20 protein-coding genes and 1 tRNA gene are annotated in these 20,940 nt (G+C 29.6%); 20 read left to right on the top strand and 1 reads right to left on the bottom strand.

The window, feature by feature from the left end; all coding sequences use genetic code 11:
• Window positions 1–34: 34 nt before the first annotated feature.
• Window positions 35–1,411, bottom strand: coding sequence for a UDP-N-acetylmuramate--L-alanine ligase (gene murC, locus RSF37_RS03630; protein ID WP_332563027.1), 1,377 nt, complete (start codon window positions 1,409–1,411; stop codon window positions 35–37).
• Between the two features lie 247 nt (window positions 1,412–1,658).
• Here murC and purR point away from each other — a divergent pair, with 247 nt between their 5' ends.
• From purR to RSF37_RS03530, 20 genes are all read left to right on the top strand, one after another.
• The gene (gene purR / locus RSF37_RS03625; RefSeq protein ID WP_332563026.1) at window positions 1,659–2,474 is read left to right on the top strand and encodes a pur operon repressor; all 816 of its coding nucleotides are present in this window, start codon (window positions 1,659–1,661) and stop codon (window positions 2,472–2,474) included.
• Window positions 2,475–2,609: 135 nt separating this feature from the next.
• On the top strand, window positions 2,610–2,885 hold the full coding sequence (spoVG, locus tag RSF37_RS03620) for a septation regulator SpoVG (protein WP_332563025.1): 276 nt from the start codon (window positions 2,610–2,612) through the stop codon (window positions 2,883–2,885).
• A 187-nt stretch (window positions 2,886–3,072) separates the two neighbouring features.
• Window positions 3,073–4,443, top strand: coding sequence for a bifunctional UDP-N-acetylglucosamine diphosphorylase/glucosamine-1-phosphate N-acetyltransferase GlmU (gene glmU / locus RSF37_RS03615; protein WP_332563024.1), 1,371 nt, complete (start codon window positions 3,073–3,075; stop codon window positions 4,441–4,443).
• Window positions 4,444–4,501: 58 nt separating this feature from the next.
• Window positions 4,502–5,461 (top strand): ribose-phosphate diphosphokinase, encoded by a 960-nt coding sequence (locus RSF37_RS03610; RefSeq protein WP_332563023.1) that lies wholly within the window; start codon window positions 4,502–4,504, stop codon window positions 5,459–5,461.
• Between the two features lie 207 nt (window positions 5,462–5,668).
• Complete coding sequence (locus RSF37_RS03605; protein WP_039312599.1) at window positions 5,669–6,355, top strand: response regulator transcription factor; 687 nt, start codon at window positions 5,669–5,671, stop codon at window positions 6,353–6,355.
• Window positions 6,356–7,774: a sensor histidine kinase gene (locus RSF37_RS03600; protein ID WP_332563022.1), complete on the top strand. Its 1,419-nt coding sequence runs from the start codon at window positions 6,356–6,358 to the stop codon at window positions 7,772–7,774.
• A gap of 14 nt (window positions 7,775–7,788) precedes the next feature.
• Window positions 7,789–8,874 (top strand): S1C family serine protease, encoded by a 1,086-nt coding sequence (locus tag RSF37_RS03595; protein ID WP_332563021.1) that lies wholly within the window; start codon window positions 7,789–7,791, stop codon window positions 8,872–8,874.
• 144 nt (window positions 8,875–9,018) lie between these two features.
• Complete coding sequence (gene pth / locus RSF37_RS03590) at window positions 9,019–9,594, top strand: aminoacyl-tRNA hydrolase (protein ID WP_332563020.1); 576 nt, start codon at window positions 9,019–9,021, stop codon at window positions 9,592–9,594.
• Window positions 9,595–9,608: 14 nt separating this feature from the next.
• Complete coding sequence (gene mfd / locus RSF37_RS03585; protein WP_332563019.1) at window positions 9,609–13,121, top strand: transcription-repair coupling factor; 3,513 nt, start codon at window positions 9,609–9,611, stop codon at window positions 13,119–13,121.
• A gap of 74 nt (window positions 13,122–13,195) precedes the next feature.
• Window positions 13,196–14,218 (top strand): peptidylprolyl isomerase, encoded by a 1,023-nt coding sequence (locus RSF37_RS03580; RefSeq protein WP_332563018.1) that lies wholly within the window; start codon window positions 13,196–13,198, stop codon window positions 14,216–14,218.
• Between the two features lie 145 nt (window positions 14,219–14,363).
• Window positions 14,364–14,915, top strand: coding sequence for a stage V sporulation protein T (spoVT, locus tag RSF37_RS03575; protein ID WP_332563017.1), 552 nt, complete (start codon window positions 14,364–14,366; stop codon window positions 14,913–14,915).
• 90 nt (window positions 14,916–15,005) lie between these two features.
• Complete coding sequence (locus RSF37_RS03570; RefSeq protein WP_332563016.1) at window positions 15,006–16,541, top strand: putative polysaccharide biosynthesis protein; 1,536 nt, start codon at window positions 15,006–15,008, stop codon at window positions 16,539–16,541.
• A 25-nt stretch (window positions 16,542–16,566) separates the two neighbouring features.
• A complete protein-coding gene (gene mazG, locus RSF37_RS03565; protein WP_332563015.1) occupies window positions 16,567–18,018 on the top strand; it encodes a nucleoside triphosphate pyrophosphohydrolase in 1,452 nt (483 codons plus the stop codon).
• Window positions 18,019–18,246: 228 nt separating this feature from the next.
• A complete protein-coding gene (locus tag RSF37_RS03560) occupies window positions 18,247–18,522 on the top strand; it encodes an HU family DNA-binding protein (protein ID WP_039312623.1) in 276 nt (91 codons plus the stop codon).
• 69 nt (window positions 18,523–18,591) lie between these two features.
• Window positions 18,592–18,849, top strand: coding sequence for an RNA-binding S4 domain-containing protein (locus RSF37_RS03555; RefSeq protein WP_332563014.1), 258 nt, complete (start codon window positions 18,592–18,594; stop codon window positions 18,847–18,849).
• A gap of 98 nt (window positions 18,850–18,947) precedes the next feature.
• On the top strand, window positions 18,948–19,241 hold the full coding sequence (gene yabP, locus RSF37_RS03550; protein ID WP_332563013.1) for a sporulation protein YabP: 294 nt from the start codon (window positions 18,948–18,950) through the stop codon (window positions 19,239–19,241).
• 4 nt (window positions 19,242–19,245) lie between these two features.
• Complete coding sequence (yabQ, locus tag RSF37_RS03545) at window positions 19,246–19,635, top strand: spore cortex biosynthesis protein YabQ (RefSeq protein ID WP_332563012.1); 390 nt, start codon at window positions 19,246–19,248, stop codon at window positions 19,633–19,635.
• A gap of 82 nt (window positions 19,636–19,717) precedes the next feature.
• Window positions 19,718–20,008 carry an FtsB family cell division protein gene (locus RSF37_RS03540; protein WP_332563011.1) on the top strand — a complete coding sequence of 97 codons (291 nt, stop codon included), beginning with the start codon at window positions 19,718–19,720 and terminating at the stop codon, window positions 20,006–20,008.
• 59 nt (window positions 20,009–20,067) lie between these two features.
• Window positions 20,068–20,478 carry a S1 domain-containing RNA-binding protein gene (locus RSF37_RS03535; RefSeq protein WP_332563010.1) on the top strand — a complete coding sequence of 137 codons (411 nt, stop codon included), beginning with the start codon at window positions 20,068–20,070 and terminating at the stop codon, window positions 20,476–20,478.
• A 304-nt stretch (window positions 20,479–20,782) separates the two neighbouring features.
• A tRNA-Leu gene (locus tag RSF37_RS03530) sits at window positions 20,783–20,871 on the top strand.
• The last annotated feature ends 69 nt before the right edge of the window (window positions 20,872–20,940 follow it).

Here is a 20,940-nt window from a genome sequence, read left to right as displayed (position 1 = left end):
AGCTTTAGAAATTCTAAAGCTTATTTTTTATATATTATTTTGAGAGTAATTTTTCTCCAACTAAAACAACATCACCAGCACCAACAGTTAATAACATGTCACCAGGCTGTAATATAGTCTTAACGTATGAAACTGCTTCATCATGTGAGTGAACATTAGTACACTTAACACCTTTAGCTCTTATTGCATCTCCTAATTCATCAGAAGAAACAAGGCCAGTGTCCTTTTCTCTTGCAGCATATATATCCATTAAGATTAGTTCATCAGCATCATTAAATGCTTCTGTAAATTCATTAAATAATGTCTTTGTTCTAGTATATGTATGTGGTTGGAATACACATACAGTTTTCTTGTGAGGTATTTTCTTAGCTGTACTTAAAGTAGCTTGAATTTCAACAGGGTGATGAGCATAATCATCTATTACAGTGATTTCATCTACTTCACCTTTATATTCAAATCTTTTGTGAGCTCCTTTGCATTCAGCTAAACCTTCAATTATATCTTCATAAGGTAAGTTAAATATTAATCCAACAGAGATACTTGATAATGAGTTTAATACATTATGCTTACCTGGCATATTTAATTGAAGATTAAATAATTCTTTATTATCCTTACAAACTGTAAATGAAGCACAACCTCTAGCATCATATTCGATGTTTGTTGCAGTTACATCTGCATTATCGAATCCGTAGCTTATTGTATTACAAGGTGCATCCTTTAATATATTAGCTACATTTTGGTCGCCATTATAACCTATTAAGTATCCATCCTCTGGAATAAGTGTTGAGAATTTCTTAAATGTTTCAGTTATATGGTCTAAATCTCTGTAGTAATCTAAATGGTCAGCATCGATATTTAAAATTATTCCGATATATGGATAGAATTTTAAAAATGATTCTTTATATTCACATGCTTCTGTAACAAAGTATTCGCTACTTCCTATTCTATAATTACCACCTATGATATCAACTTCTCCACCAACAAGTATTGTTGGATCTAATTCAGCTTTTAAAGTCATATTAGTAATCATACTAGTAGTTGTAGTTTTACCATGAGTACCAGCAACAGCTACATTATATTTGTGACCTTTCATTATAAGTCCTAAAAATTCAGCTCTATCCATAAGTTGAATGTTATTATCTTTAGCTTCAACTATTTCAGGATTATCTTGAGGAATAGCAGCAGTATAGACAACTAAGTCAACATCATTTATGTTTTCTCTATTGTGGCCTATATGAATTTCAGCTCCTTTAGCTTGTAAGCTATTAGTGATGTGTGATTCCTTAGAATCAGAACCTGAAACCTTAAATCCATTATTTAAAAGTACAGCAGCAAGACCGCTCATACTTATTCCACCAATTCCTATAAAGTGAACTTTTTTATGTGTATCTTTTAAAAAATCAAATGACATGAGATCAACCCCTTTTTATTAGTTCATTTATAATTATATACATTTTTATTTAATTGAACACAACAAAAAGGTGAATATTTTAAATTTTTTTTCAAATATAATCCAAATTTAATAATTATTTAAAAACATTTAGGAAATCTAGGGCTAAAACATATTGCACTATATAAAAATATAGAATAAAATATGAATATTAAGAGCTAAAATAGGAAGAATAATTCGTAAAATAAAAAATATGTAGGTGATTTTTGTGGAAAAATTAAGCAGAAACAGTAGAGTTGTTATAATAACAAAAATATTAATGGAAAGTCCGAATAAAATAATTGGACTAAATAAATTTTCAGAATTACTAAATGCGGCAAAATCAACAATTAGTGAAGATATAGTTATAGTAAGAGAAGTTTTAGAAAAACTTAAGATGGGAAAGATAGAAACAATATCAGGCGCAGCTGGTGGAATAAAGTATATTCCAGAGATGAGCATATCTAAAGGTAAAGAGTTTGCAGCAAAGTTATGTGAACTATTAAAAGATGACGAGAGAGTTATTGCAGGAAATATAATTTATATGACAGATTTAATGTATAATCCAGAAATTATAAGCAGCGCAGGAACACTTCTTTCTTCATGGTTTGAGAATATGGGCGTAGACTATGTTATAACAGTTGAAACTAAGGGTATTCCTTTAGCATATGAAGTTGCTAGAAATTTAGGGGTACAGCTTGTAATAGCAAGAAGAGAAAATAAGTTCACTGAAGGAACAACTATGACAATAAATTACGTTTCAGGTACAAGTGGAAGACTCCAGCAGATGTCTTTATCAAAGAAATCAATGAAGAGCAATTCAAAATGTATATTCATCGATGATTTCATGAAAGGCGGAGGAACTGCAATTGGAATAAAGGATCTTTTAAAGGAGTTTGAAAGTGAGTTAGTTGGAATTGGAGTTTTAGTTGACAATAAAGAAGTAGATAAGAAGTTAGTAGATGAATATGTATCAATTGTTGAATTACATTCAGTAGATAAATCTTCAATAATAGATATACGTCCTTCTAAGATTTTTGAATAAACAATAATAAAATACAAAGATTACACCTAAAGTAAAAAATAAACAATATTTTTTAAAATATTTCCAAATAAAAAGAGGAAATTGGCAATCTATGGAGAAATATAATATCATCAAGGCAACTGGAGGTGTAGTCAAATGCAAATTACAGACGTGAGAATTAGAAAGATCGCTACAGATGGAAAAATGAAAGCAATAGTATCTGTTACTTTTGATGATCAATTTGTAGTACATGACATTAAGGTGATCGAAGGGCAAAATGGGTTATTTATAGCAATGCCAAGTAGAAAGACACCTGATGGTGAGTTTAAGGATATCGCACATCCTATAAACACTGATTCAAGAGAAACAATACAAACAGCTATTCTTGAAGCATACGATAAGGCATTAGAAGAAGATAATAATGCAGAATAATAATTTGTAAATAAAAATAAAAGGGTTTTCCCTTTTATTTTTTTTCGCTTATATGAATTAAAAAGGATGCAATGCTTGAAATGAACTAATGATTGAAATATAATAAGATAGATATATCTTATTATTAAAAAAATTTAAATAATGTATACTAAATTAATAAATAATTATCATAATATGAGGTGGTAAAGTGTATAAATGTGCGTTAATACTTGCAGCTGGACAAGGAAAGAGAATAAAATCTGATATTCCTAAAGTTCTACACAAAGTATGTGGAAAAGAAATGGTTAACCATGTTATAGATAACATGAGAAAAGCTGATATAGAAGAGATAGATGTAATTGTAGGAAAAGGTGCTGAAAGAGTAAAAGAAGGCACTAAAGATAGAAATGTATCATATTCACTACAAGAGGAACAACTAGGAACTGGACACGCAGTTAAGTGTGCTAGTGAATTCTTAAAAGGAAAAAAAGGAACAGTAGTTATCTTTCCAGGTGATGCACCATTAACAAAGAAAACCACTATCGAAAACCTAATGAAAGAGCATGAAGAAAATAAGAATTCTGCTACATTATTAAGTGCAATGGTAGAAGATCCAACAGGATATGGAAGAATAATAAGAGACGAAAACGGAGACGTTCTAAAGATAGTAGAACATAAAGATTGTAATGAAGAAGAATTACTAGTTAATGAAATGAATGCAGCTATGTACTGCTTCGATGTAGAAGAATTAGTTAATTCATTAGATAAGCTTTCAAATAATAATAACCAAGGTGAATACTACCTTACAGATGTAGTTGGTATTCTTAAAGCTGAAGGTAAAAAAGTAGGAGCAGTTGTTACTGACTACGAAGATACAATAGGTGTTAACTCAAGAGTTCAATTAGCAGAAGCTGAAGGACTTTTAAGAGATAGAATAAATACAGAACATTTAGAAAATGGAGTAACTTTAATTGATCCTAAAGGAACATATATAGGAATAGATGTTCAAATAGGAAGAGATACAGTTATATATCCTGGAACAATTTTAGAAGGAAAAACTGTAATAGGATCAGATTGTTTAATTATGCAAAACTGCAGAATTAAAGATAGTACTGTTAATGATTGCGTAACAGTTGAATCATCAGTAATATTAGAAAGTGAAATAGGAAAGAATACTACAGTTGGACCATTTGCTTATATAAGACCAGAAAGTAAGATTGGTGAAAAAGCAAGAATAGGAGATTTCGTAGAAATAAAGAAATCAACTATAGGAAATGGAACAAAAGTATCACATTTAACTTATATTGGAGATGCAGAAGTTGGATCAGGATGTAACTTTGGATGTGGAACAGTTGTAGTAAACTACGATGGAAAAACAAAGAATAAGACAATAATAGGAAATGATAGCTTTATAGGATGTAATACTAATTTAGTATCACCAGTTGAAGTTCATGATAATACTTATATTGCAGCAGGATCTACAATAACTAATGATGTTTTAGAAGGTGAGCTTGCAGTAGCTAGAGCTAAACAAAGAAACATCAAAGGATGGGTAGAGAAAAAGGGACTGAATAAATAGTAGACAATTAAAATTTATATATAAAAAGAGCTAAAGTTTGAGGAGGTCTTCAATAATTATGTTAAGTCATGTAAAGAATATTAAAATATTCACGGGAAACTCACACCCAGAATTAGCTGAGGAAGTAGCTAAAATATTAGGATTAAAAGTCGGTGATTCTAACGTCGGAACTTTCAGTGATGGTGAAATATCAGTAGATATTAACGAAACTGTAAGAGGGGCTGATGTATTTATAGTACAATCAACTTGTTCACCAGTTAATAATAACTTAATGGAATTATTAATAATGATAGATGCCTTTAAGAGAGCATCAGCAGGAAGAATAACAGCAGTTATGCCATACTATGGATATGCAAGACAAGATAGAAAAGCTAAATCAAGAGATCCAATAACTGCAAAGTTAGTTGCAGATATATTACAAGCTGCTGGAGCAGACAGAGTATTAACAATGGATTTACATGCATCACAAATCCAAGGGTATTTCAATATACCAGTTGACCATTTAGTTGGTTCACCAATGTTATCAAAATACTTTGTAGATAAGGGATTAGCAGATCAAGATGATGTAGTAGTAGTTTCACCAGACCTTGGTAGTGTTACTAGAGCTAGAAAGTTTGCAGATAGATTACATGCACCAATAGCTATCATAGATAAGAGAAGACCAAAAGCAAATGTATCAGAAATAATGAACATCATAGGTGATGTTGAAGGTAAGAAGTGTATCTTAATAGATGATATGATAGATACAGCAGGAACTATTTCAAATGCAGCAAATGCACTTAAAGATTTAGGTGCTAAAAATGTTTATGCTTGTTGTACTCATGGAGTATTATCAGGACCAGCATTTGAAAGAATAAATGACTCAGCAATTGAAGAGTTAGTTATGTTAAATACAATAAAATTACCAGAAGGTGTTGATAAAGAGAAATTCAAATCAATATCAGTAGCACCATTATTTGCTGAAGCGATAAAAAGAATATACGATGATGAGCCAATAAGTAAATTATTTGAAGCTTAGTACATAATTTGTTATTTTTATAACTTAAAAACCTCTAGATAATGAACTAGAGGTTTTTAAATTTTAGATAATGATAATTTATAGTTAATAATTTGTAACTTTTGGTGGAAACTATATTAAAAAGATTGAAAAAATGATAAATTTATATTTGTTAGTTAACATGAATAATACAAAATTAACAATATTTAAAAATACGGAGGTGCCGATATGGAAGGCGTTTTAGGGAAAGTATTAATAGTTGATGATGACGAAAATATTTGCGAAGTAATAAATATGTACGTTAAAAGTGCAGGTTACGATACAAGAGTTGCACATAATGGTAAAGAAGCAGAGGAACAATTTTTAGATTATAAACCAGACATCGTGTTATTAGATGTAATGATTCCAAACATAGATGGTATAGATGTCCTAAAATGGATAAGAAAAGAAGGAACAACACCAGTAATAATGCTTACAGCTAAAGGTGATACATTCGATAAAGTTTTAGCGTTAGAACTTGGAGCAGACGATTACATAGTTAAACCATTCGAACCAAAAGAATTACTTGCAAGAGTTAAAGCTGTAATGAGAAGATACACAGCAGATAACACAAACAAAGAAGTAATCCAATACAATGATTTAACAATAGATGCAAATTCATACAGAGTTATTTATAAAAATAACGAAGTTAAGATGCCACCTAAAGAATTCGAACTATTATATTACTTAGCTTGTAATAAAAATAGAGTATTCACAAGAGAACAGTTACTATGCGAAGTTTGGGGATATGATTACCCAGGAGACTCAAGAACTGTTGACGTTCACGTTAAGAGATTAAGAGAAAAACTTCATTCAGGAGACACATGGCAAATAGAAACTGTTTGGGGGGTAGGCTACAAATTCGAGGTGAAATAAATGAAAAAAACTAGCTTAGTTTATAGGCTTATAATAACATTCACTTTAATTTTAGCTACTGCGCTAATAATTGTTGCTGGAGTTTTATCTGTTTGGTTTAAGCAGTATTACTTCGATGATAAGAAAGAGCAACTAAATAAAGAAAGTACTATAATCGAAAGTGCAGCGATAACTTATTTAGCTTCAGATAAAAGCGCAAATCTTACAACACTTAAAAATGTTATGGATTTCGTAGGTAAAACAGTTAATGCAGATATATTAGTTGCTGACAATATGGGATATACATATGCAGTTTCTAAAAGTGAGCATGAAGATTATAAATTTTCAAATTTAGGAATTCCAAAGGAAGATATGGAAATTCTTAAACAGGGGAAATCAATAGAATACGGTAATGTAAAAACCGGTGACAAAAGCGATTATGTATATTTGAAGCCGATATTTAATAAAAGTGATTTTAGCGGAGTTATATTAATGATTATACCTGCTGAAACTATAATAGCTCCTATAATTAGGGTTAATGAAGTTATTTGGATAACTGCGTTAATAGCTATTGTAGCTGGAGGTATAGTAGTTTATTTCTATAGTAAAAAATCACTTATTGAACCGATAGATAAAGTTACAACTGTAGCTAAGAGAATCGCTAAAGGTGAAGTAGATCAAAGGCTCGAAATAAAATCTAACAATGAGATTGGAGAACTTGCTGAGTCATTTAATATAATGGCAGAATCTTTAGAGCAAGTTGATGAGAATAGAAGGATATTTATATCAAATGTTTCTCATGAATTAAGATCTCCAATTACATCAATAAAAGGATTTATATCTGGAATATTAGATGGAGTAATTCCAAAAGATAGGGAAGGATATTATTTAAATATTGTATATGAAGAAACTGATAGATTATCAAGGCTTATAAATGATTTACTAGATATTTCGGCATTAGAATCAGGTAAGATGAATCTTCATAAGCAAGAGATAGATATAAGCAATATGCTTAAGCATACAATTGCTAAGTTTGAAGGAACCATAAATAAAAAAGGGTTAACTGTTGATGTTATTTTAGAAAAAGAACATCAATATATAATCGGAGATAACGATAGATTAACTCAAGTAGTTACTAACTTAATAGACAACGCTATTAAATATGGTTCTGAAAATGGTAGAGTCGAAATAGATACTACATCTAAAGGTAATAAAGTGTATGTAAGTATTTATAATGATGGAGAACTATTAACAAAAGAACAAAAAGTAAAGATTTGGGATAGATTCTACAAAGCGGACGTTTCTAGAACAAATAAAGTAAGTACTGGACTTGGATTACCTATAGTAAGGTTAATACTTAGTGAACATGGTGAGGATATCTGGGTCGAAAACTACAAAGATAGCGGTGTTAAGTTTACATTTACTTTAACTAAAAAGTAAGTTTGGTGGTGACTATGAAAGATAATAATGATAAGTCTGGAAATATAAATATTAAACGTAAAACAAAAATTATAACGAAAAAAAATGTTTTAATAGTATTATCTGTAATATTACTTTCAGCAATAACTGGAATATGTTCTGTTACGTATGTTCTTTCTAAAGTGAATGATGAATATAGTAATAAGCCAAAGGATACTAGCTCTGAATTTTTATTAAATGCAGATGCGAAAAGTGTAATAAATGTTGTTGGGCCATCTTTAGTAACAATTGGTGGTAGCAGTGATGCATTACAAAATATTAAGCTACCAACAACCAATACCACTGGGGTAGTTTTAACTAAAGAAGGGCTTATTATAACTTCATATTCAGCTATCAAAGATTTTAAAGATATTTATGTTAAGTTATCTGGTAAAGGAGTTAAGCCTGTTAAAGGAGTATTAATAGGTGAAGATAAGGGACTAGATGCAGCACTTATAAAAATATCAGGAGATAATTTAACTCCGATTAAAATAGCTAATGAAACTGATGTTAAAGAAGGTAATGTAGTATTTGCTGTTGGTAATAATATTTCCGATAATTATGTAGGAATGATTACACCGGGAATAATTACTTCAACTAACCATATGGTAAAAATAAAAGATGATAAGTTTAAAGCAATTCAAACAAGTGCAGTTATGAATGATGAAAACTTTGCAGGTGTCTTATGTAATTCAGATGGTGAAATGGTTGGAATGAATAGCAAATTTCTTACAGATAAATTTGAAAAAGATAATTTATATTTTGCAATAGGAAATGAAGCTTTAAAAAAAGTTGAAAATGAAATTATAAAATCTGCGAATATTATTGGAATAAATGGATCAGAAATAGATATAGCAGACAAAAGTGGTGAACGTGGATTTTATATTAATAATGTAATTGAAGGCAGTAAAGCTTATAAAGCAGGTATAAAGGTTACAGATATAATAATTAAAGCTAATAATGCAAAGATTAATTCTACTCAAGATTTAGTAAATGTTATTAAATCTACAGAAAAAGGTGGAAAGATAGACTTTGTAGTTCTTAGAAATGGAATAGAAGAGAATATAAGTATAACTATATAGTGTATAATGGTGAAGAGGCTTTTTTTAAAAGTCTCTTTATTATTGTTAAAATTTAGTATAATATTAAGTAGTATTTGAATTATTAAATGTTATATTGTTAACACTTATAATATAAAAATATTTTTAAACAAAGAGGAGAAAGATATGTTTTTAATAGTTGGACTTGGAAATCCAGAAGAGAAATACAACAATACTAGACATAATATAGGATTTGAGGCTATAGATTACATAGCAAGTAAGTATAATATAGATATAAATAGGAAAAAATTTAAAGGTATATGTGGTGAAGGTTTTATTGGAACTGAGAAAGTAATACTTATTAAGCCTACAACATATATGAATTTAAGTGGAGAGTGCTTAAGAGAAGTTTTAGATTTTTATAAACTTACAAACGAAGATATATTAGTTATATATGATGATATAAGCTTAGATGTTGGTAGATTAAGAATAAGACCTAAAGGTAGTGCTGGTGGACATAATGGAATTAAGAGCATAATAAGCCATTTAGGTACAGATGAATTTGCAAGAATTAAAATAGGGGTAGGACAACCTAAAGGGGATTTAGTAAATCATGTATTAGGTAAATTCTCAAAAGAAGAAAATGAAATTTTAGAAGAGAGTTTAGAAGCTACAAATCTTGCAACGAATGAAATAATAAAAGAGGATACTAAGTCTGCAATGAATAAATATAATGGGTTTAAGGCAAAGAAAAGTATTTAAGGATGGTGCATAACATGAGGTTAGAAGGGTTAATGAAGCCCTTATTTGAGAGTAGGGAATTTAATAACATAAAAAATAGCATAGAAAATAAAAAATTTCCATCAGCTATATATGGTTTATCTGATTCAGGAAGAACGTATTTAATTGATGCTTTATATGAAGAAGGAGATAAACCGATAGTTATTGTTACTCACAGTGATATTGAGGCGAAAAATTTATATGAAGATCTTAGTTTTTATTCAACAGATGTATATTACTTCCCTGTTAGAGAGGTTGTTTTTTACAACATTGATGCCATATCAGGTGATTTAAGATGGGCTAGGCTTAAGGTAATAAAAGAAGTATTAAACAAAAAGAAGAAAATAATAGTTACTTCTGTTGAAGCATTTGCAGCTAAATATACTCCAAGAGAATTTTATGAAAATCATAGAGTAGATTTAAAAGTTGCCTCAGAAGTAGATTTTAATAATATATCTAAGCTTCTAGTTGAAGGTGGATATGAAAGAGTTGAAATAGTTGAAGGTAAAGGTGAATTTGCATTAAGAGGTGGAATACTTGACGTGTATCCACCAGATTCTGCGTACCCTTATAGAATTGAGCTTTTTGGAGATGAGATTGATTCAATAAGAACTTTTAACGTTGAATCACAAAGAAGTATTGAAAAAGTTAAAGAAGTGAAAATATTCCCAGCAAAAGAAATAATAGTAGATGACGAAAGTATAAAATATGCTAATGAAAATCTTAAAAATGAGCTTGATAAAGCACTTTCAAATAATAAAGATAAAGAAGTCAGAGAAAAATTAACTGGAGTTATAAATAGAAATTTAGAAAGTTTAAATACAACATCTAATTTTGAAACTATAGATTCATACTTACCATTCTTCTATGAAAAATTAGAAACATTATTTGATTATTTTAATGGATACACATTTATAATCGATGACACTACAAGGGTGTTAGGTAAGATTGAAAGTACGTACTCAGAATTTAGAGAGAATTTCTTAATGTTCTTACAAAAGGGTAATATACTTCCAAAGCATTCGGAATTATTAATAGATTATGATAAATTAATAGGATTATTTGAACAGCATGATTTAATAACATTAGATACATTTGCAAAGGTTAGAGATGTATTTAAACCATTATCAAATGCAAATATCAAGCAATTAACACTTAATAATTATCAAGGACAACTAGATCTTTTAATAGAAGATATAAAAGGTAAAAAGAGTAGTGGCTTTAAAACATTAATATTATCTGGTACTCGAACAAGAGGAGAAAGACTTGTTGACACTTTAAGAGATAGAGGAATAGAAAGTGTTTATAAAGATACTGTTTCAGATATACAAAATGGAGAAGTTGTTATAACTTTTGGTAATCTTCTAAAAGGGTTTGAATATCCGGATGAAAAGTTATGCGTAATATCTGATAAAGAAGTATTTGGTGAAGCAAAGAGAAAGCTTACTAAGAAAAGAAAAAATAAAAAAGGTGTAGCTAAAATAAATTCTTTTGCTGAACTTAAAATTGGAGATTACGTTGTACACGTAAACCATGGTGTTGGAGTTTATAAAGGTATAAAGCAAATTGAGGTTTCAGGAAATACAAGAGATTACCTTGATATTGTGTATCAAAAAGGTGATAAACTTTACGTACCTGTAGAGCAACTTGATCTAATTCAAAAGTATATAGGTAGTGAAGGAAAAACACCTAAAGTAAATAAACTTGGTGGAATGGAATGGCAAAAAGCTAAAAGTAAAGTAAGACAATCAATAAATGAAATAGCTAAAGATCTAATAAAGCTCTATGCAACAAGAGCAACATTAAAAGGACATAAGTTTTCTAAAGATACTGAGTGGCAAAGACAGTTTGAAGATGAATTCCCATTTGAAGAAACACCAGACCAATTAACTTCATTAGAAGAAATAAAGAAAGACATGGAATCATCAAAATCAATGGATAGACTACTTTGTGGAGATGTTGGATATGGTAAGACAGAAGTTGCTGTAAGAGCGGCATTTAAAGCTGTAATGGATGGAAAGCAAGTTGCATTTTTAGTTCCAACAACAATACTTGCAGAGCAACATTATAAAAATATGATAAAGAGATTTTCAGATTTCCCAATAAAAATTGATATGATTAGTAGATTTAGAACAGCTAAGCAACAAAAAGCTACTATTCAAGCAGCTAAAGAAGGAAATGTAGATATACTTATAGGAACTCATAAGTTAGTTGCTAAAGATATTCAATTTAAAGATTTGGGACTTTTAATAATTGATGAAGAACAAAGATTTGGAGTTAAGCAAAAAGAGAAGATAAAAGAGATTAAGAAAAATGTTGATGTATTAACGCTTAGTGCAACTCCAATCCCAAGAACATTACACATGTCATTAACAGGAGCTCGTGATATATCAGTTATTGAAACTCCACCTGAGGAGAGATATCCTGTTCAAACTTATGTCATAGAGCAAAATGATCAACTTATACGTGATGCTATTTTAAGAGAGATGAATAGAGGAGGCCAAACATTCTTCGTATTTAACAGAGTAGAAAATATAGAGAATATGGCAAACTATATTAGAGACTTAGTTCCTGAAAGTAAAGTTACAGTAGCTCATGGAAGAATGACTGAAAGACAGTTAGAAACTGTGATGATGGAATTTATGAATAAAGAACATGACGTACTTGTTTGCACAACAATAATAGAAACAGGTATAGATATGCCAAATGTAAACACAATAATAGTAAATGATGCAGATAAGATGGGATTATCTCAGCTTTATCAATTAAGAGGTAGAGTTGGAAGGTCTAATAAGATTGCTTATGCATATCTTCTATACACTAAGGATAAAGTATTAACTGAGGTAGCTGAAAAGAGACTTAAAGCATTAAAAGATTTTACAGAGCTTGGTTCAGGATTCAAGATTGCTATGAGAGACCTTGAAATAAGAGGAGCTGGAAACATGATGGGTTCGTCTCAACATGGTCATATGGCCACTATTGGATATGATCTTTACTGTAGAATGCTTGAAGATACTATTAAGATTATAAAAGGTGAAATTTCTAAAGATCCAATTGAGACAACAGTTGATATTAAAGTTGATGCATTTATTCCGTCAGCATTTATAAAAGATGAAAATCAAAAGATTGAAATATACAAGAAAATCGCAGCTATTGAAAGTTTTGAAGAGTATATGGAAATTAAAGATGAACTAGAAGATAGATATTCAGAGATTCCAGATTCAGTTTATAACTTAATGGATATAGCATATATTAAGAGCAAAGCAAGAGAACTTGGTATAGAGGAAATTAAAGAGACACCAAAAGGATTATTCTTTAGATTTGAAGAAGGCGACAAGGAACACATAAAAGTGTTTAAAGTTCTTCTTGATAAGTATAAAGATAATGTTATATTACAATTTGGCAGTAAGCCACAATTCTCATTTAAACAAGATAGTATAAAAAAGGATGATATGTTACCTTTCTTTAAAGAAATGTTAGATAACATAATAAAAGTAATAAATACTTAAACACAATGGTTTGAATTGAGTGTATAATATTGATATACTTAATAAGTGTAAATTTTTACAAATAATATAGTAAAGTGAGGGAAAAAAACGTGGGCAAAATTAAAAAGATAATAGCCTTAGGATTAATTGCAGTAGCTAGTATGTCATTTGTAGGCTGTAAGATGATTCAAAAAACACCAGAGGCAATAAGCAATGAAGCGTTAGCTAAAATTGGAGACCAAAAAATCACAAGAGGTGATTTAAATAAAGTAATGGATCCATACTATAAGCAATTAGAACAACAATATGGTGCTAATTACAAAGATAATGCTCAAATAAAGACTCAATTATTACAACAAGAGAAACAACAGTTAAATGCGTTAGTAGATAGAAAAGTTATGCTTGATGAGGCTCAGAAGAACGGATGGGCGCCAAAAGAGGAAGACCTAAACAAGCAAATAGATGAGCAAATGAAGGTAATGAAGGGCGCTTATAAGACAGAAGACGAATTTAAGCAAGCTTATGAAGAAAATGGATATAAAAATGAAGATGAATTAAAAGATATGATTAAAGATAATATAATAGTAAAAATAGTTATAGATGATCATATATTAAAAGATGCTAAAGTTTCAGATGAAGATGTTAAAAAATACTATGATGATAATAAAGCACAATTTACAAATGGTGCAGGAGCTGATGCTTATAACATAGTACTTCCAGATGAAGCAACAGCTAAGAAGGTAAGAGAAGAAATATCTTCAGGAAAAGTTACATTTAAAGCAATGGCTGAGAAATACAATACTGATAATACAAAGACTACAGGAGGATCATTAGGATTCGTACCTTATGATTCAACACAACTTTTACCAGAATTCATGACAGCATTTAAGAAACTTAAAGCTGGAGAAATATCACAGCCTGTTAAGACTCAATACGGATATCACTTAATTAAAGCTGAAGATATAAAGACAAAAGAATCAGTAACACCATTTGATAAAGTAAAAGATCAAATAAAGAAACAATTAGAAGATACAAAACAACAAAAAGTTTATGAAGATACACTTAAAAAGTGGAAAGATGAGCTTGGAGTTAAAGTTTACGAAGATAAATTACAATAATTTATAATAAAAAAGAGCACTAATAGAAATATTAGTGCTCTTTTTCTTTTAAATAATGGTTATATGTGTATAAAATTTCTATCTAGTCAAATAATAATAATGCTACTAAATTTAATAGTATTTTACGAGGAGGCTTGATTATAAAATGAAAGCGACAGGTATTGTAAGACGTATTGATGACTTAGGAAGAGTTGTTATACCGAAAGAAATAAGAAGAACATTAAGAATTAGAGAAGGAGATCCACTTGAAATATTCACAGACAGAGAAGGAGGTGTAATCCTTAAGAAGTATTCCCCAATAGGAGAACTTACTGATTTCTCTAAAGAGTATTCAGAAAGCTTACAACAAGTTGTAGGACATATAATTTTAATAAGTGATAAGGATGCATTTATATCAGCAAGTGGAGCACCAAAGAAAGATTATGTAGATAGAAAGATAAGTAACGAACTTGAAAACGTTATGGATGCCAGAAAACCAGTATTGCTAGGTGAAGGAGGAGATAAATTAATCCCATTACATAGTGATGAAGAAGTAGGCGAAATGGTGTCACAAGTTATAGCACCAATTCTTGCAGAAGGTGATGCTATAGGAACAGTAGTTATATTATCAAAACAATCCAATTCAAAATTTGGAGAGTTAGAATTAAAACTTGCAGAAACAGCAGCAGCTTTCTTAGGAAAGCAGATGGAACAATAAAATTAATTACAACAAAACAAGAAATAAAAGTAATAATACCTCTAAACTTACAATAATAATTATTAGTAAAAGAAAGTTTGGAGGTATTTTATGAATAAACAGTCCCTAATTAAAGGAAGCTTAATACTTGGAATAGCAGGGATACTTGCGAAAGTTTTAGGACTATTCTTTAGATGGCCTCTTATTATGTTAATTGGTGATGAGGGCATTGGATTTTATCAAATGTCATTCCCTTTATATATGTTCTTTGTAGCTATAGCATCTGGAATACCTGTTGCTATATCGAAAATAGTATCAGAGAATAATGCAGTAGGGGATATAGAAGGAAGTTTTAGAGTAGTTAAAGAGTCAACATATTTAATGCTAATTTTAGGTGCAGGAACAACGTGTTTCCTATTTTTCTTTGCACAACCAATAATAAATTTTTTAAAGTGGGATCCTAAAGCATATTATTCTCTTATAGGAATATCATTTGCACCACTCATAATTTCTATTATGACTATATTTAGAGGATTCTTTCAAGGGCTTCAAAATATGACTCCATCTGGAATATCTCAAATATTAGAACAGGTTGGAAGAGTAATATTTGGAATTGGACTAGCAGTTTTATTATTACCAAAAGGAATTGAATATGCAGCAGGAGGAGCAGCTTTTGGAGCGGCAGCAGGAGGTTTGTTAGGGGGAGGATATCTTTATATAAAGTATCGACTAACTAAGAAGAGCTTCGGTATAAAGAAGGTTAAGAGCGATCCTGCATTGATGAACAGAATACTTAAGATAGCGATACCAATATCATTAGGAGCCACCGTAGGGACTGTTATGAGCCTTATTGACTCCGTATTTATTCCAAGAGAGTTATTAAATGCAGGATTTACAACACAACAGTCAACAATTCTTTATGCTCAGCTTGCAGGAAAGGCATCAGTTATTGTTAATATTCCGATGACACTTTCAATGGCGCTTAGTATATCTTTAATACCGATAATAGCAGAAAAGTTTATATTAGGTAAAAATAGAGAGGTTGAAAGTAAAGTTAATCTTTCAATAAAATTATCTTCTGTAATTGGAATACCATGTATGTTTGGGATGTTCTTTTTAGCAGAACCGATAATGAGGCTTATATTCCCAGGAAGACACGAAGGGTTTGAAATACTTAGATACTTATCACTTACTGTACCTTTTATAATATTAACTCAAACAACAACATCAATATTACAAGGTGTTGGTAGATACATTCTTCCTGTAATAAATTTATTTATAGGCTGTGCAATAAAACTATTTTTAACATTAACTTTAGTATCCATGCCAGAATTTAATATATATGGAGCTGTAATTGCAAGTGTAGTAGCTTATTTAGTTACAACTATACTTAATATAATTTTATTAAAGATGACTCTAAAAACGAAGATTGGAGTACTTGGAAACATAGGAAAACCAATAGTTTGTTCAACTGTTATGATTGTTGTAGTTATATTTAGTTACGTTAATATTTTAAGATATACATCTAGTAATGGAATTGCATGCTTGGTATCAGTATTTTTAGGTATTATAATATATATGTTAGCAATAATATTCATGAGAGTATTTAGTGCGCAAGATGTAATGAATAGAATTTCAAGAAAATAAACATATATAAAAGGAGAAATACCTAATGATTAAAATTATTGGTTTAGGAACTGGAAATATTGAAGATATTACAGTAGGTACACTTAAAATTTTAGAAACAGAGAAAAATATTTATTTTAGAACGTTAAATAATCCTTTAATTAGTTTTATAAAAGAAAAAAATATAAAATTCAAAACATATGATCATTTTTATAATAAGCAGTTAGACTTAGATGAAGTTCACAAAAATATTGCAGAAGATTTAGTAAAACTTAATAAAGAGGTTGGAGATATTGTATATGGAGTTCCAGGACATCCTTTAATTGGAGAATTATCAGTAGAATTGCTTATTGATATTTGTAATAAAGAAAATATACAATATAAAATTTTCCAAGCAGTAAGTTTTATTGATGTTATTATAGAAAAACTAAAAATTGATCCAAGTGAAGGTCTTAAAATAATTAATAGCAATAATTTAAGTAATCAAATTATAGATAAAAGAAATGGAATAATTATAACGGATATATACAATCAATTTATAGCATCAGAAGTTAAATTAAAGTTATCAGAAATTTATGATGATGAAACAAGTATAACTTTTATAAAAGGTGCTGGAATTAAGGGTTTAGAGAGTATAAGAGAGATTAAGCTATACGAATTGGATATGCAAGAAGATATAGATGATATAACCTCTATATATGTTTCTAAGGATTTAAATGGAAGGAAGGATATATATGACCTTATAGATCTTATAGATGTTCTAAGGGGTGAGAATGGATGTCCTTGGGATAGGGAGCAAACTCATGAAAGTATAAAAAATGCAATAGTAGAAGAGAGTTATGAAGTAAAGGATGCTATAGAAAAAGAAGATGAGTATGCATTAATAGAAGAACTTGGGGATGTTTTACTTCATGTTGTATTCCATGCTTCAATAGGGAAAGAAGATGAGTATTTTAATTTTACTGATGTTATAGAAGGAATATATAAGAAGATGGTATTTAGACATCCTCATATATTTAAAGATGATTTAATAAGTTCAGAAGAAGTTGTTCAAAATTGGGAAGAGATAAAAAAAGAAGAAAAAGGTTTTGAAACGATGACAGATGAGCTTAATGGAATAGCATCTGCACTTCCAGCTTTAATTAGAGCACACAAAGTTCAAAATAAAGCTAGAAAAGTTGGATTTGATTTTGATAACATAAAAGATGTGTCAGAAAAAGTTATAGAAGAATTAAAAGAAGTGTTAGATGTATATAATATAGAAAACAGGGAAAGAATAACAGAAGAAGTCGGGGACTTATTATTTTCTTGTGTAAATGTAGCTAGGTTTTTAGATGTAGATGAAGAAGAAGCTTTAAACAAAACAACTGATAAATTTATACGAAGATTTAGTTATATTGAGGAAGAATCACTTAAAAATGGAAAGAAATTAGGTGATATGACTTTAGAGGAGATGGATAATCTTTGGAATAAGGCTAAAATAGAAGAAAATAATTAGTTTTAGAAGGATTTTTAAAATTTTTAGAGAATATATTTAAGTAATAAATACTACTCTTCCAAATTATTGTATTAAATTTGCTTTTTTTTACAAAAATATATAAATATTTATATATTCAGTATAGACGAGACTTGAAAGTAATAATATAATAAGATAATGTAAGTGTAGTACATATAAGATTAGTTAGTACTATAAATATATAACTAGTTATTTAAGGAGGATGTAATTGTGAATAAAGCAGAATTAATTACTAGTATGGCTGAAAAGTCTAAATTAACTAAGAAAGATGCAGAAGCAGCTTTAAAAGCATTTATAGAAAGCGTTGAAGAAGCATTAGAAAATGGGGAAAGAGTTCAATTAGTTGGATTCGGAACTTTCGAAACTAGAGAAAGAGCTGCTAGAGAAGGAAGAAACCCAAGAACAAAAGAAATAATCAAAATACCAGCTTCTACTGTTCCAGTATTCAAAGCAGGTAAAGAATTTAAAGAAAAAGTTAACAAGTAATTTTTTTGAACCCGAGGCGACTCGGGTTCTTTTATAAGGTTATACTTTAAAAAGGAGGTAAAACTCTTTATGAGATTAGATAAATATTTAAAAGTTTCTAGACTTATAAAAAGAAGAACCGTTGCAAAAGAAGCTTGTGAAAGTTCAAGAGTTACTATAAATGGTAAAATAGCAAAGTCAGGAACACAAATTAAAGAAGGCGATATTATAGAAATTACATTTGCAAGTAGATCATTACGTGCAGAAGTTTTAAATATTGCAGAACATGTAAGAAAAGATGATGCAAAAGATATGTATAAGTTATTAGATGGAGAAGAGATAGAATAATTCCTTAATAATCCCCTAAAGATATTACAATTAAGAATATAGAAAATATAATACACATATATTTCTTAATAGGATTAATATCTAAAGGAGAATATATTATGGAAAGGAAATCTGACATTATACAAGTTCAAAAAAGTTGCATCCAATTAGAAGATAGAAAGAAGCTATCTTTAACAGGTGTGGTTGAAGTGATGAGCTTTAACGATGAAAAAATAATATTGAATACGGTATTAGGAAAGCTTAAAATTGATGGAAGAAATCTAAAGATGAATAAGCTTGATGTTAAAAATGGTGATGTTATAATAGACGGACATGTTGAAAGTATGATTTATTGTGGAAAAGTAAAAGTAAAAAGAAAAAAATTAAGCTTAAAAAAGCTGTTTAATAGGTGAAGTTATGCCTTTAGAGCTAAAAGTTCAATTTAATATTATTTTTTATGCTTTAGCTGCTGGTGTTATGATTGGAATATTTTTCGATCTTTATAGAATGATACGCGGAAAAAGTGGGCATAAATTAATAATAATAGTACAGGATGTTTTGTTCTGGTTATTAAGTGCCATTTTGGTATTTACTTTTTTACTTTACACTAATTATGCTTTTTTAGGACCATATGTTTATTTATGTATGGGAGTTTCACTTTTTATATATCTTAAGTTGTTTAGTAATTTTATTTATAAGGTTGAAAATGGAATTGTATATGGTACAAAATCCACCATAAGAAGAGGTTATAAAAATATAAGTTACCCTTTTAGGCTGTTTTTTAGTAAATTTAATAACAAAAGATAAATATAATTAAAAATAGCTTGAATTAAAACCCTATAGTGTTTAAAATATATTTATAGAATTTGAAAAAATGAGGTACTATGGGATGATAAAGAAATTAAAAGGGAAGAATTTAATAATCTTAGTATTATGCCTTGTTTTTTTACTTGGGTTTGTTAGACAGGAAAGCGCTATGAGAAGAATTGAAAAAGAAATAGCGAATAAACAGACAGAATTAGAACAAATAAAAGAAAAAAACAAGCAGCTTGAAGAACAAGTTAAAAGTGCTAATTCTGAAGAGTACAATGAAACGTTGGCTAGAGAGAGACTTAACATGGTTAAGCCAGGAGAAAAAGTCATAAATGATAAAAAAGGTGACTCAACGTCTAAAAATTAGGTTATTATAATAATAACATATATATCTTATTTTAAAAATTAAGGAGGAATCTTTTAAACATGACCTTAGAGGCAGGAAACATATTAGAGGGTACAGTGGTAAATATCACAAATTTCGGAGCTTTCGTTGAATTAGAAGGCGGAAAAACAGGTCTAGTTCACATATCAGAAGTAGCAGATTCTTTTGTAAAGGACATAAGACAACATTTAAAAGAACAAGATAAAGTAAGGGTAAAAGTTATCTCAATAGATGATAACGGAAAAATCAGCTTATCAATTAAGCAAGCTGATGTAAAACCTAAAAGATCAGTTAGACCAGTAGAGTTTGACTGGGGAGTAAAAGAAAAGAAAAAAGCTACAACAAACTTTGAAGATCAAATGTCAAAGTTTTTAAAAGATAGCGAAGAAAGAATGCAAGATGTTAAAAAACATCAAGACTTCAAGAGCAAAAGTGGTAAAAAGGGAGTCTAAAAATTAAGACATCATATAAATTTAATATATAAATCTATAAATAAAAAGTTTTCGGCGTCGCATGCCGAAAACTTTTTATTGTTTTTTGCACAAAAAAGGATGGTTTACTAAGGGATTTTTAGAAAAAAATAAATAAATATTATAAATTTTTACCTGTCACAAAGCCCCTAAATTAGCCGTTCTGTTCGATGAAATTACAAAAAAACAAAATAAAATAAAAATAAAGGTGAAAAAGCTGTTGACAGTATAACCTGCATACTATATAATAACTATTGTCGTCAGAAATGATACAGAAAAAACGCATGCCGAAGTGGCGGAACTGGCAGACGCACAGGACTTAAAATCCTGCGGTGGTTAAACACCGTACCGGTTCGATTCCGGTCTTCGGCACCAAGTTTTTTCAAAACATAATATCGCGGGGTGGAGCAGTTGGTAGCTCGTCGGGCTCATAACCCGAAGGTC

Origin of the sequence: Clostridium sp. (genome assembly GCF_036643715.1) — a bacterium.
In the GTDB taxonomy this organism is placed as follows: Bacteria; Bacillota; Clostridia; order Clostridiales; family Clostridiaceae; genus Clostridium.
Note: the sequence above shows the minus strand (reverse complement) of the source record. Positions and strands in the feature narration are given on the sequence as shown.